The following is a 13,706-nucleotide window of genomic DNA, read 5'->3' on the forward strand; positions in this document are numbered from 1 at the left end:
ACCACCGGGTAGATAGGCCGGATGTGGAAGGCAGGACTAACGACTGCCGCAGCTGACCGGTACTAATAAGCCGACAACTTCACCACTCATACTTTTTGCTACGCGTCCACTGTGCGGTTCCCGAACCACGAACACGCACCCTCGAACCCCGAGGGTGTCCCGTGTTTGAGAAGTTCGACAGAGTTACGGCGGTCATAGCGAAGGGGAAACGCCCGGTCCCATTCCGAACCCGGAAGCTAAGCCCTTCAGCGCCGATGGTACTGCACTCGCCAGGGTGTGGGAGAGTAGGACGCCGCCGGACATCAATTCAGAAAGAGCCACCCCTTCGGGGGTGGCTCTTTCTGTTTCCCCAGAAACGCCCGGGACTCGCAACCAGTGGGCTGGCAGGGTCCGTTGCGGTCGCCGCACGCAGGCCGCACGCCATCCTCGCGCCGTCGCGAGGCCCGCGGCGCGCGCACCAGCAGCAAGACCCGCCGGCTCCGGCCGCGCCCACCAGGGGGGGCGTGCCTTTGCCGGCCGCGCCCATCCGGGGGGCGTGCCTGTGCCGGCCGCTCCCATCCGCGGGGCGTGCCGGATCCGGCCGCCCACCCGCGCACCCAGCTGGCTGTGCCCACCCGAGCACCCCGCGGCTGAACCCGAACCGCGCGCGGTCCGGTCTCGACGCCGACCGGGCACTAGATGCTGCCTTCCACGCGTCGAAGGCAGCATCTATTGCCCACTCGACGGCTGCTGCCCGCTCGACGGCTGCTGCCCGCTCGACGGGTGCTGCGCGGGTGACGGGTGCTGCGCGGCTGTTTGTTCGGACGGCAGCGCGCGTGTGGGCGGCCGCCCCGCCGAGATGGCAATTGTCGGCTGTGTCCGCACGCGAACGGACAGCCGAGAGTTGCCATCTCGGCGTGCGCCGCGTCCCCGCGGGGCGCGTTGTTGGTCACAGCTCACGCCTCGGGATCCCGAACCGGGCGGGCAGGTTCCGTCCGCTGAATCGGGTCGCAGTCCGCATCTACTGGGCGCTCGGCGCCGTCGTCGCGTCGGTGGTCGCTGGTCTGTCGGGGAGAGTGACCGTGAGCTGCGATGCGCGCCGTCGGCGGTGTGCGCTTGCGGGCATCGGCGCGCGCGGAGGTGGCCCGGGTTCCCGGGCGCCGAGACTCCGCCGGTGGACTGCGAGCATCCCCGCCGCCGGAGGCACCGTCCGGAGACTCGGCGGGCAGCACGCCGCTCGGGCCTTGCCGCCCGACCGATGCGGGGTCTGCGCGTCGCGGATGAGACCATGGTCGGCGGTCGAACTTGAGGAGCAGCAGGACATGAGCAGCGACGAGCGCGGGACGCGTTCGGCGGACGAGGGCGGGCGTCGCAGCGGCGGCGTCAGCCGGTACGGCAACCGGGGCGCCGCGCGCTCCACCGACGGCGAGCGCCCGTCGCGCGCCCCTCGGGTCGCGGGGCAGCGGCGCAGCGGCGGCGACGAGCGCGGGTGGCGGTCGGCCGTCGAGCAGAGCGGTACCGCCGGCGCGCGGGGGAGCTCCGCGCGGGCCGGCGATCGTGACGCGCGCACGGACCGCCGGGACGAGGGCGCGCGCGGCTACGGTGGCGACCGCCGGTCCGCCGGCGACCGTCCTCGGTCCGAGGGCGGGCAGCGTCCCCAGGGTGGCGCGCGCGACAGCCGCTCGGCCGGGGACCGGCGTCCGTCCGGTCGTGGTGAGGGCGAGCGCTCGGGCGGGTACCGCTCGGACCGCGGCCCGGCGCGCGACGGCGGCCCGTCCGGCGGCTACGGGTCGGATCGTGGCGACCGCTCCAGCGGCTACCGCGCGGACCGCGGCGGTCGTGCCGGCGGCTACGGGTCGGATCGTGGCGACCGTGACGTTCGGGCACGCTCCGACCGCTCGGGTGGGTACGGCGCCGACCGGGGCGGCGCCCGCCCGGAGCGGGGTGGTGCGCGTCCCGAGCGTTCCGGCGGGTACCCCGCGGACCGCAGCGGCTTCCGGTCCGACCGTGGCCCCGCGCGGGACGGCGAGCGCGGCGGGTACCGCAGCGAGCGACGCGAGGGCGGCTACGGCCGCGGCCAGCAGGGAGACCGGCGCTCCGGCGGGTACGACCGCTCCGCCCCGCGCGCGGGCGGCTACCGACGCGACGCCGAGGGCGGCGAGCGGACGGGCGGCTACCGCTCGGACCGCGGCGCCTCGCGTCCCGGCGGACCCGCGCGCGGCGACGGTCCCTCCGGCGAGCGCGGCGGGTACCGCGGCGACCGTCCGGCCGGCTCGGACCGCGGCGGGTACCGCGGGGACCGTTCGGCCGGCTCGGACCGCGGGGGCTACCAGCGTGACGACCGCGGCGGCCACCGCGGCGGTCGCGACTCCGGCTCGGGTGCGGCCGGCGGTGACCGGGGCGGCTACCGTCGGGACGACCGCGGCGGGTACCAGCGCGATGACCGCGGCGGCTACCGCGGCGGTCGCGACGGCGGCGCGGGCGCGGCCGGCGGTGACCGGGGCGGTTACCGCTCGGACCGCGGCGCCCAGCAGGGCGGCGGCTACCGGGGCGGCCGGGACGGCGCGCCGTCGGCGTCCGGTGACCGCGGCGGCTACCGACGCGACGACCGCGGCGGATCGCAGGGTCAGGATCGCGGCGGGTACCGGCGCGACGACCGCACCGGATCGCAGGGTCAGGATCGTGGTGGCTACCGCCGTGACGACCGGGGTGACCGGGGCGGCTACCAGCGCGACGACCGCGGGGGCTACCGCGGCGGCCGCGACGCGGGCCAGGGTGCGTCGGGCGGCCACCGGCGGGACGACCGCGGCGGCTACCAGCGCGACGACCGCGGCGGGTACCGCGGCGCGCGCGACGGCCAGGACCGCGGCGAGCGCGGCGGGTACCGGGGCGATCGCGACGGCGGCCGCGGGTTCGACCGTGGTGACCGCGGCCCCCGGCACGACGGCGACGACCGCCGTCCGAGCCGCCCGCCGCAGTCGGTGCGCGAGTACGGCCCGGAGATCCCCGAGGACGTCGAGTTCAGCATGCTCGACCGCGAGGTCCGGGCCCGGCTGCGCACGCTGAGCAAGGACAACGCGTGGGCGGTGGGCCGGCACCTGGTGATGGCCGGACGGCTCATCGACCAGGACCCCGAGCTCGCCTACGAGCACGCCCAGGCGGCGGTGCGGCACGGCGGCCGGGTGGACGTGGTGCGTGAGGCCGCCGGCCTGGCGGCGTACCGGACCGGTCGGTTCGCGGAGGCGCTGCGGGAGCTGCGCACGGTGCGCCGGCTGAACGGCTCGTCGGAGCACCTGGCCGTGATGGCGGACTGCGAGCGCGGCCTCGGCCGCCCGGAGCGCGCGATCGCGCTGGCCGCCTCTCCCGAGGCCGAGGACCTGGACACGACGACGCGGGTCGAGCTGGCCATGGTGGTCAGCGGGGCGCGCCTCGACATGGGCGACCCGGACGCGGCGATCGCCGCGCTGTCCGGCATCGGCTCGGGTCCCGTGCGCACGCTGCTCGCGGCGCGCGTGGTGCAGGCTCGGGCGGATGCGCTGCGTGCCGCCGGTCGTGGCGCCGAGGCCGACGAGGCCGAGTCGACGGTGCCCGCCGCCCTGCTCGCGCAGGTGCAGGGCACGGACGAGGACGACGACGTCGTGGTGTTCGACCTCGACGAGGACGGGGACGAGGGCGGTCACGACTACGACGCCGAGGACGGCGCCGAGGTGGCGGGCGACGAGTCCGACGACCTCGACGGGTCCGACGCTGCGGACCTCGACGAGGGCGCTCCCGACGCCGAGTCCGACGACGCCGAGACCGACGCCGACGCGACCGCCGCGGAGTCCCCGGCCGACGCCGCCGGCGCCACCCCGGCCGACACCCCCGACACCCCCGACGCCGCCCCCACGGGCGACGAGGACACGGAGGACGAGTGACCCACGCACGGCTCCTCGGCAGCGCCACCCCGCTCGCCGAGGCCTACGACCTGGCCCTGGTCGACCTGGACGGCGTCGCGTACCGCGGCCACGAGCCCATCGACGGCGCCGCCGCCGGGCTCGCGGGCGCCCGCGCGGCCGGCATGCGCCTGGTGTTCGTGACCAACAACGCCTCCCGCGAGCCGGAGTCGGTCGCGGACCAGCTCACCTCGCTGGACATCCCGACGCAGCCGGGCGACGTGCTGACCGCGGCGCAGGCCTGCGCGGCGCTGCTGGCGACCCGCCTGCAGCCGGGCGCGAAGGTGCTCGTGGTCGGCGGTGCGGGCCTGGTCACCGCGGTGCGCGAGGCGGGCTTCGAGGTGGTCTCGTCCGCGGACGAGCAGCCGGAGGCCGTCGCCCAGGGCTTCGCCCCGGAGCTCGGCTGGGCGCAGCTCGCCGAGGCCGCGTACGCGGTGGCGGGCGGCGCGTGGTTCGTCGCGAGCAACCTCGACAAGAGCCTGCCGACCGCCCGGGGCTTCGCGCCGGGCAACGGTGCGCTCGTGGGCGCGGTGCAGGCGGCGACGGGCGTGGTCCCGGACAGCGCGGGTAAGCCGGCGTCGACGATGTACGAGATAGCGGTCGAGCGGCACGGTGCCCGCGCGGCGCTGGTCGTGGGAGACCGCCTGGACACCGACCTGGCGGGCGCCCGCACGGGCGGTTTCGCGGGGCTGCACGTGCTGACCGGCGTGAGCACCGCGCGCGACGACGTGCTCGCGCCCGCGGGCCTGCGCCCGCACTACATCGCGGCGGACCTCGGCGGCCTGCTGGTGCCGCACCCGGAGCCGGTCCAGGCGGCCGGGGGCTGGTGGGCCTGCGGGGCCGCCGCGGCCCGGGTCGCCGGGGGCCGGCTGGAGCTCGGCGGGGACCTGCCCGCCGGGGTCGACCTGGTGCGCGCGGCCTGCGCCGCGGCGTGGGCGGCCGTGGACGCGGGCGACCACCTGGACGAGTCGACGGTTCCGGACCTGCGTGTCACCCCGGAGGACGCCGCGGGCGTGGGCGCCGGCCGGTAACCTGGCCGGCAGCGCAGGGGAGCAGCAGCACCAGGACACGTGGAGAACCAGCCAGGGGGACGCGACGGGGCCGGCAGGCCGGTCCGTCGCGAGCTGGCGGCAGCCGCCGCGGGCGGAGTGGGGAGTGGAGCCGTGGAGCCGACGGGCGACCAGGCGGTGGACCAGGCGGTCGTGCGCCTGACCGAGGTCACCGAGCTCACGTTGCGTGAGCAGCTCGCCGTGTTCGACGCCGTGCACACGGCCCTGCAGGACCGGCTCGCCGACGCGGAGGGCTGAGGCGGGTGCCGACGCGTGTCGACGCCGCCCTGGTCCGTGACGGTCTCGCCCGGTCACGGAAGCACGCGGCCGAGCTGATCGCGGCCGGCCGGGTGACGGTCGACGGCGCCCCCGTGCGCCGCCCGGCGGCCCCGCTCGGCGACGACCAGTGCGCCCGGGTCGAGCCGGACCGCGCCGGCGCGCCCGCCGACGACTGGGCGTCCCGCGGCGCCCACAAGCTGCTCGGCGCGCTCGAGGCGTTCGAGGACGTCGAGGTCGAGGGCCGCGACTGCCTGGACGCCGGCGCGAGCACGGGCGGGTTCACCGACGTGCTGCTGCGCCGCGGCGCCCGGCGGGTGCTGGCGCTGGACGTCGGTCACGACCAGCTCGTCGACCGGCTGCGCGCCGACCCGCGGGTCGAGGTGCGCGAGGGGGTCAACGTCCGGTACCTGACCCCGGCGGACGTCGACCCGGCGCCGGCCCTGGTGGTGGCGGACCTCTCCTTCATCTCGCTGACCCTGGTGCTGCCCGCGCTCTCGGCGGTGGCGGCGCCCGGCGCGGACCTGCTGCTCATGGTGAAGCCGCAGTTCGAGGTCGGCCGGGAGCGGCTGGGCTCCGGCGGGGTGGTGCGCAGCGCCGAGCAGCGGGCGGAGGCGGTGCTGGCCGTCGCCGCGACCGCGGAGCGGCACGGGCTCGCCGTCGTCGGCGTGGCGCGCAGCCCGCTCCCGGGGCCGAGCGGCAACGTGGAGTACTTCCTGCGGCTGCGCCGCGACTCCGACGCAGCCACAGGCGCACCCCGCACGCACGACACCGGCGCCGCCCTCACCGGCGACGCCCTCGCGGCCCGGGTCCGGGCCGTCGTCACCGAGCAGGAGGAGGGCGCATGACCAGCAGGCGGGTCCTGGTCGTCACGCACAGCGGCCGGGCGGAGGCCGTCACGGCCACCGAGGAGGCCGCCGCCGCGTTGGAGGCCGCCGGCTTCACGCCCGTGCTCGCGGGCGAGGACGTCCCCGGCATGGCGTTCCACGACATCGAGCTGGCCATGATCCTCGGCGGCGACGGCACGATCCTGCGCGCCGCGGAGCTCGCGCGCGGCGCCGGCGTCCCGCTGCTCGGCATCAACCTGGGGCACGTCGGGTTCCTCGCGGAGAGCGAGCGGGACGACATCAAGGAGGCGGTGCGGCGGATCGCGGCGGGGGACTACACCGTCGAGGAGCGCACGACGCTGCAGGTGCAGGTCCAGGTGCCCGGCCGCCGCGACCCGGTGACGGGCTGGGCGCTCAACGAGGCCGCGCTGGAGAAGGCGGAGCCGGCCCGCATGGTCGAGGTCGTGCTCGAGGTGGACGACCGCCCGCTGTCGAGCTTCGGCTGCGACGGCGTCGTGCTCGCGACGTCCACCGGCTCGACCGCGCACGCGTTCTCGGCCGGCGGGCCCGTGGTCTGGCCGGAGGTCGACAGCCTGATCGTCGTGCCGCTGTCGGCGCACGCCCTGTTCGCGCGCCCGCTGGTCGTCGGCCCGCGCAGCGTGATCGCGGTCGAGGTGCTGACCCGGTCGCCGTCCCCGGCGGTGCTGGTGTGCGACGGCCGGCGGCGCATCGAGGTGCCCGCGGGCTCCCGTGTCGAGGTGCGCCGGTCGCCGGTCCCGGTCAGGCTGGCACGGCTGACGCCGGCGCCGTTCACGGACCGGCTGGTGAACAAGTTCGCGCTTCCCGTGGTCGGATGGCGGGGGCGCGCGACGGACACCCCGGCGCGCGACCGGACCGGTGCCACCCGCGCGCCGGCCGACGAGGACTGAGGAGCGGACGCGCGCGTGTTCGAGGAGATCACGATCAGTGACCTGGGCGTCATCACCGGCGCCCAGATCCGGCTGCACCCCGGGCTCACGGTCCTGACGGGCGAGACCGGCGCGGGCAAGACGATGGTGCTGACCGGGCTGAACCTGCTGCTCGGCGGCAAGGCCGACCCGGCGACGGTGCGGACCGGCGCGTCCACGGCGGTCGTCGAGGGCCGCGTCGTCGTGCCGGACGGGTCGCCGGTGCTGGAGCGGGCCGAGGAGGCCGGGGCGGCGGTCGACGACGACGGCGGGCTGCTGCTGGTGCGCACGGTGCAGGCGGCGACCGACGGCACGCCGGGCCGGTCCCGCGCGCACCTCGGCGGCCGGTCCGTCCCGCAGGCCGTGCTGGGCGAGCTCGCCGAGCAGCTCATCACCGTGCACGGCCAGCAGGACCAGGCCCGGCTGCGCTCGCCGCAGCACCAGCGGGAGGCGCTGGACGCGTTCGCGGGCGCGGCGCACGCCGCCCTGCTCGCCGAGTACCGGCAGGCGTGGGCGGAGCGCGCACGGCTGCAGGCGACGATCGACGACCTGACCGCCCGGCGCCAGGACCTCGCCCGCGAGGCCGAGCTGCTGCGCCTGGGCCTCGCCGAGGTCGAGCGGATCGACCCGCAGCCGGGGGAGGACACGGACCTGGCGCAGGAGATCGTCCGGCTGGAGCACGCGGAGGACCTGCGCGCTGCCGCCACGGGCGCGCACGCGGCGCTGCTCGGTGACGAGGACGCCCCGGACGAGAGCGCGAACGCGGCGGGGCTCGTCGAGCACGCGCGCCGGCTGCTGGACGGCGCCGGCGGCCACGACGCCCGGCTCGCCGAGCTGCGCGACCGGGTGGCGGAGGCGGGCTACCTGCTGGCGGACGCCGCCACCGAGCTGTCGTCGTACCTGCAGGACCTGCAGGCCGACCCGCTGCGCCTCGACGCCGCCCAGACCCGCCGTGCCGAGCTCGCGTCGCTGACCCGGTCGTACGGCGAGGACGTGGCGGCGGTGCTGCGCTGGGCCGAGGAGAGCGGCCGCAGGCTGCTCGACATCGGCGACGGCGACGAGAAGGTCGCGGAGCTCACGGCCGAGCGGGACGCGCTGGACGCGACGCTCGGCGACCTCGCGGCCCGGATCGGCGCGGCCCGGCGCGAGGCCGCCGAGCGGCTCGCCGCGACCGTCTCGGCGGAGCTCGCGGGGCTCGCGATGGGCGGCGCCAGCCTCGAGGTCCGGGTCGAGCCTGCACCGGAGCTGGGCCCGCACGGTGGAGATGTCGTGGAGATGCTCCTCGTCCCGCACGCGGGTGCGCCGGCCCGACCGCTCGGCAAGGGCGCCTCCGGCGGCGAGCTGTCGCGGGTGATGCTGGCTCTCGAGGTGGCGCTCGCCACGTCGCCGGACCGCGGGGAGCACACGCCCGGGACGTTCGTGTTCGACGAGGTCGACGCCGGCGTCGGCGGGCGCGCGGCGACCGAGGTGGGGCGCCGTCTGGCCGCCCTGGCGCGGGGTTCGCAGGTCCTGGTGGTGACGCACCTGGCGCAGGTGGCCGCGTTCGCCGACCGGCACCTCGTCGTCACCAAGTCGCGGGACGGCGCGATCACGGCGTCGGGCGTGGGCGAGGTCACGGGGGAGGACCGGGTGCGCGAGCTGGCCCGGATGCTGTCCGGCCAGGAGGAATCCGGTACGGCGCGCGCACACGCGGCGGAGCTCCTGGAGCTGGCGGATCTGGCACGATGAACGGCGATGAAACTCCTGCCCTCGCGTAAGCGCTCCGCCGCGTCCCCCGGGGGCGAGCTCGTCGGCCCCGCCCGGGTCGACCCCCGCACCAAGTCGCTGACCAAGCGCCTGCGTCCGGGTGAGATCGCCGTGATCGACCACGTCGACATCGACCGGGTGTCGGCCGAGGCGCTCGCCGCCTGCAAGCCCGCCGCGGTGCTCAACGCCGCGCGCTCGACGTCGGGCCGCTACCCGAACCTCGGCCCGGACATCCTGGTGTCCGCCGGCATCCCGCTCGTCGACGACCTCGGGCCCGACGTGATGACCCTCCGCGAGGGCCGCACGCTCCGCGTCGAGAACGGCGCCGTGTACGACGGCGACAAGCTGGTCGCCGAGGGCACGGTGCAGACCGAGCAGACCGTGGCCACCGACCAGGCGGCGGCGCGCGAGGGCCTGTCCGTCCAGCTCGAGTCGTTCGCCGCGAACACCATGGACTACCTGCGCCGGGAGCGCGACCTGCTGCTCGACGGCGTGGGCGTCCCGGACATCACGACGACGATCGAGGGCCGCCAGGTGCTCATCGTGGTCCGCGGGTACCACTACAAGGAGGACCTGGTCACGCTGCGCCCCTACATCCGCGAGTACCGCCCGGTGCTCGTCGGCGTGGACGGCGGCGCGGACGCGATCCTCGAGGCCGGCTGGACGCCCGACATGATCGTCGGCGACATGGACTCGGTGTCCGACCGCGCGCTGCGCTGCGGCGCGGAGATCGTCGTGCACGCCTACCGCGACGGGCGCGCGCCGGGCCTCGCCCGCGTCGACCAGCTCGGCGTGCCGCACATCGTGTTCCCGGCGACGGGCACCAGCGAGGACGTCGCGATGCTGCTGGCCGACGACAAGGGCGCCGAGCTCATCGTCGCGGTCGGCACGCACGCCACCCTCGTCGAGTTCCTGGACAAGGGCCGCTCCGGGATGGCCTCCACGTTCCTCACCCGGCTCCGGGTCGGCAGCAAGCTCGTCGACGCCAAGGGCGTGTCCCGGCTGTACCGGAACCGGATCTCCAACCTGCAGCTGACGCTGCTCGTCCTCGCGGGCCTGCTCGCGCTCGGCGTGGCCCTGGCCTCGACGACCGCGGGGCAGACCCTCATCGGGCTGACCGCGGCGCGCTGGGACGACTTCGTCTACTGGCTCGGGTCGCTGTTCAGCGGGTCGTCGTGACGCCCGCCCGCACCCCCCGACCCGCCCCCTCCCGTGCCGCGCACGCGCCGGCACCTGATCGAGAGCTCCCGCTGTGATCGACTTCCGGTACCACCTCGTCTCGCTGATCTCGGTGTTCCTCGCGCTCGCGGTGGGCATCGCCCTCGGCGCCGGCCCGCTCGAGGAGACGATCGGCAACACCCTCACGGGGCAGGTGGACCAGCTCCGGAGCGAGCGGGACCAGCTGCGCTCCGACCTCGACGACGCGGGCTCCGACCTGGCCGCGAGCGACGCGTTCGTCGAGGCCGCGGGCGCCGAGCTCGTCTCGGGCACGCTGGCCGAGCGCCGCGTCGCCGTGGTCGCGCTCGGCACGGTCGACGGCGACGCGCTCACCGCGATCGAGGGCCAGCTGACCGACGCCGGCGCCACCGTCAGCGCGAACGTGGCCCTGAACGAGGCCTGGTCGTCCACCGACCTGCGGTCGTTCCGCCAGGCGCTGGTCGGGAACATCTCGAGCTACCTCGACCCGCAGCCCGCGGACGACGCCACCGCGGACACCTCGCTGTCCGAGGCGCTGGTCCAGGGCCTCACCGGCGCGGACCCCGCCAACCCCGACGCGCTGAGCGCGGACGCGGCGACGCTCCTCGAGTTCATGACGTCCGGCGACTCGCCGCTCGTGACCGTCGAGGGCGAGATCAGCCAGCCGGCCGACGCGATCGTGCTGGTCGCCCCGACCGTCGCGCCGGACGCGGTCGCCACCGACGCGACGCCGGACGCCGACGAGGCCGCCGCCGTGCTGCAGTCGCAGATCGCCCTGGCCCGGGTCGCGCAGACCCGGTCCGAGGGTGCGGTCGTCGTGGACGGCCCGGTCACGGACGGCACGCTGGTCGCCACGATCCTCGGCGACGACTCCGCCGCCGAGGCGCTCACCACCGTGAGCGACGGCGACACGTCCGCCGGGCAGGTGTCCGTGCCGCTCGCGCTGAACGCGCGGATCGGCGGCACGAACGGCCACTACGGCCGCGGCGGCGACCTGACGACCGTGCCCACCGCGACGACGCTGACCCCGCCGGACCGCACGCCGGTCGCGACCGGGGACGCGGGCGCCGGCGACGCCGGTGCGGGCGACGCCGGTGCAGGCGACGCGGGCGACGCCGGGGCGCAGGGGTGAGCGTCGCCCGCCGGATCGCCGCCGCCGTCGCGGCGCGCGTGAGCACGACCGTCGTCCGCGGCCTGCTGGACGACGAGCCGCCGGGCGGTGCGCGCCTCTGGGAGCGCACCAACCACCGCGGCGAGCCGGTGAGCCTGCTCGGCGGCCCCGCGGTCGCGGCGGGCGTGCTCGTCGGCGGCCTGGTCGGCGCCCCGTCCGCCCGGGACGGCGCGGCGCTGGCCGTGGCGACCACGAGCGCCACGGCGTTCGGCCTGGTCGACGACCTCACGGAGGACCGCGAGGGCACCGTGCGCAAGGGCCTGCGCGGCCACCTCGGCGCCCTGGCCCGCGGCGAGGTCACGACCGGCGGCCTCAAGGTGCTCGGCATCGGGGCGGGCGCGCTGCTCGCCGCCGCGCTGAGCCGGCCGCACGACCGGCTGCCCGAAGGCCGCGGAGCTGCGGCCGCCGTCCGCCTCGCGGACGTGGCGGTGGACGGCGCGCTGATCGCGGCCAGCGCCAACTTCGTCAACCTGCTCGACCTGCGCCCGGGGCGCGCCCTCAAGGCCGCGGCGATCGCCGCAGTGCCGGCCGGCGTGCTCGGCGGGCGCGGCGGTGGCCCGGCCGCCGCGGTGCTGGGCGCCGCCGCCGCCGAGCTGCCCGACGACCTGGCCGAGCGGGACATGCTCGGCGACTCCGGCGCGAACGCGGTCGGCGCGGTCCTCGGCACCGTCGCGGTGCAGGGCTGCCCGCGGCCGGTGCGGCTCGCGCTGCTCGCGGGCGTCGTGGCGCTCACGGTGGCCTCGGAGAAGGTGTCGTTCACGCAGGTGATCGCCCGCACCCCGGTGCTGCGCGAGCTCGACGCCTGGGGCCGGCGACCGGCGCACGTGCCGGGGTCGGCGGGGCCGGACGCGCCGGGCTCCCCGGGCGGGTCGCCGGGCGACGGCGCCGCCGCGGGCGAGGTGCCCGGGCGGTGAGCCGCCGGGCCGTCCTGTCCGGTCTGGCGGGCGCCGCGGCCCTGATCTCGGCCGTGACGGTCGTCAGCCGGCTGCTGGGCTTCGCGCGGACGCTGGTCTTCAACAACGCGGTCGGCCTCACCGACGTCGGCGACGCCTACAACTGGGCGAACACCCTCCCGAACGTGCTGTTCGAGGTGGCCGCGGGCGGGGCCCTCGCGGGCGCGCTCATCCCGGTCATCGCCGGGCCGCTGGCGCGCGGGATGCGGGACGACGTGTCCCGGATCGCGTCGGGGATGCTCGGCTGGACGCTCGGGGGCCTGGTGCTCATCGGCGCCGTCCTCGCCGTGGCGGCCGAGCCGCTGTCCGCGCTCTCGAAGGTCGACACCGCGGTCGAGCGGGACCTCGTCACGTTCTTCATCCGGGTGTTCGCGGTCCAGCTCCCGCTGTACGGGCTCGCCGTGGTGCTGTCCGGCGTGCTGCAGGCGCAGCGGAAGTTCTTCTGGCCGGCGTTCGCGCCGGTGCTGTCGAGCCTCGTCGTGATCGGCGCGTACGCCGGGTACGGCTGGCTGCTCGCCGACGCGGGGGTGCCGCGCGGGGCCGAGGAGGCGGCGGTGCTGCCCGACGGGGCGGCGGCGCTGCTGGCGTGGGGGACGACCGCGGGTGTGGCCGCGATGGGGCTGTCCCAGCTCGTCCCGGTCTGGCGGTCCGGCGTCCGGCTGCGGCCGGCCGTGCGGTTCCCGGAGGGCGTCGCCGCCCGGGCGCGCGGGCTGGCGCTGGCGGGCATCGGCGCGCTGGTCGCGCAGCAGGCCGCCGTGCTCGTCACGATCACGCTCGCCCAGACCTACGGCGGCGACGGCGCGCTGTCGGCCTGGCAGACGATGGTGCAGCCGACCTACCTGCTGCCGTACGCGGTGCTCGCGGTGCCGCTCGCGACCAGCACGTTCCCGCGGCTCGCCGCCGCGGCGCAGCGCCCGGGCCGGTCCGGCTACGCGCCGCTCGCGGCGGTGACGACGCGGGGCGTGCTCGTCGCCGGTGCCGCCGGCGCGGCGATGCTGGCCGCGGTCGCCCCGGCCGCCACCGCGGTGTTCCGGGCGATCGGGCGCGGCAACACCGCCCTCATCGCCTCGGTCGCCGACGCGCTGACGCTGGTCGCCCCCGGGCTGCTGGGCTTCGCGCTGGTGTTCCACGTCTCCCGCGCGCTGTACGCGCTCGAGCGGGGTCGGCTCGCGGTGCTGGCCGCCAGCGCCGGGTGGGTCACCGTCGCGCTCGCGTCCTGGGTCGCCTGCCTGGTGCTGGTCCCGGGCGGCCGCGACGCCGCCGCGACCCTGCACGCGCTGTCGCTCGGCAACACGATCGGGATGGTCGTGGCCGGGGTGGCGCTGCTCGCCGTCCTGCGGGCGGCCGCGGGGGCGGAGGCCGTGGCGGGGCTGACGCGGACGCTCGCGGTGCTGGTCGCCGCCGGCGCGGTCGCCGGCGTCGCCGGCCGGTGGGTCGTCGACGCGGTGCAGGCGCTCGCCGAGGGCGTGCCGGGTGCGGTGGCCGCGGCGGCGGGCGGGGCGGCCGTGGTCGTCGTGCTGGTCGTGGGCGCGGTCGCCGTGCTCGACAGGGCGACGCTGACCGGGCTGCTGCGGCGCGGGGCGGGGGCGGGCGCCGGCGGCGGGGCGGCGGTCGACGGCCCGGCCG

General features: G+C 77.2%; 10 protein-coding genes and 1 rRNA gene. All 11 read left to right on the forward strand.

From position 1 onward, the window contains the following. Nucleotides 1–184 precede the first annotated feature (184 nt). Nucleotides 185–301: ribosomal RNA gene (gene rrf / locus J5O08_RS18925) — 5S ribosomal RNA — on the forward strand. 2,659 nt (nt 302–2,960) lie between these two features. Further along, nucleotides 2,961–3,896, forward strand: a complete 936-nt coding sequence (locus tag J5O08_RS18930; protein WP_218708456.1) for a hypothetical protein — start codon at nt 2,961–2,963, stop codon at nt 3,894–3,896. Further along, the gene (locus J5O08_RS18935; RefSeq protein WP_218708457.1) at nt 3,893–4,945 is read left to right on the forward strand and encodes an HAD-IIA family hydrolase; all 1,053 of its coding nucleotides are present in this window, start codon (nt 3,893–3,895) and stop codon (nt 4,943–4,945) included. Before J5O08_RS18930 ends, J5O08_RS18935 begins: the two co-directional genes overlap by 4 nt. A 132-nt stretch (nt 4,946–5,077) precedes the next feature. Further along, nucleotides 5,078–5,221, forward strand: a complete 144-nt coding sequence (locus J5O08_RS18940) for a hypothetical protein (RefSeq protein ID WP_168216818.1) — start codon at nt 5,078–5,080, stop codon at nt 5,219–5,221. A gap of 5 nt (nt 5,222–5,226) precedes the next feature. After that, a complete protein-coding gene (locus J5O08_RS18945; protein WP_218708458.1) occupies nt 5,227–6,087 on the forward strand; it encodes a TlyA family RNA methyltransferase in 861 nt (286 codons plus the stop codon). After that, entirely contained in the window at nt 6,084–6,995 is a 912-nt protein-coding gene (locus J5O08_RS18950) for an NAD kinase (protein ID WP_218708459.1), read from the forward strand. The genes J5O08_RS18945 and J5O08_RS18950 overlap by 4 nt, the downstream gene beginning before the upstream one ends. Before the next feature lie 15 nt (nt 6,996–7,010). Continuing rightward, nucleotides 7,011–8,741, forward strand: coding sequence for a DNA repair protein RecN (gene recN / locus J5O08_RS18955; RefSeq protein WP_218708460.1), 1,731 nt, complete (start codon nt 7,011–7,013; stop codon nt 8,739–8,741). 6 nt (nt 8,742–8,747) lie between these two features. Beyond that, nucleotides 8,748–9,938: a putative cytokinetic ring protein SteA gene (steA, locus tag J5O08_RS18960; protein WP_218708462.1), complete on the forward strand. Its 1,191-nt coding sequence runs from the start codon at nt 8,748–8,750 to the stop codon at nt 9,936–9,938. Nucleotides 9,939–10,011: 73 nt separating this feature from the next. Then, nucleotides 10,012–11,088, forward strand: coding sequence for a copper transporter (locus tag J5O08_RS18965; RefSeq protein WP_218708463.1), 1,077 nt, complete (start codon nt 10,012–10,014; stop codon nt 11,086–11,088). Beyond that, nucleotides 11,085–12,041, forward strand: coding sequence for a hypothetical protein (locus J5O08_RS18970; RefSeq protein ID WP_218708464.1), 957 nt, complete (start codon nt 11,085–11,087; stop codon nt 12,039–12,041). The genes J5O08_RS18965 and J5O08_RS18970 overlap by 4 nt, the downstream gene beginning before the upstream one ends. Further along, the coding region (gene murJ / locus J5O08_RS18975) for a murein biosynthesis integral membrane protein MurJ (protein WP_218708465.1) at nt 12,038–13,706 on the forward strand (1,669 nt) is incomplete at its 3' end. The genes J5O08_RS18970 and murJ, both read left to right, overlap by 4 nt.

Origin of the sequence: Cellulomonas sp. PS-H5 (assembly GCF_019265565.1) — a bacterium.
Lineage (GTDB): Bacteria > Actinomycetota > Actinomycetes > Actinomycetales > Cellulomonadaceae > Cellulomonas.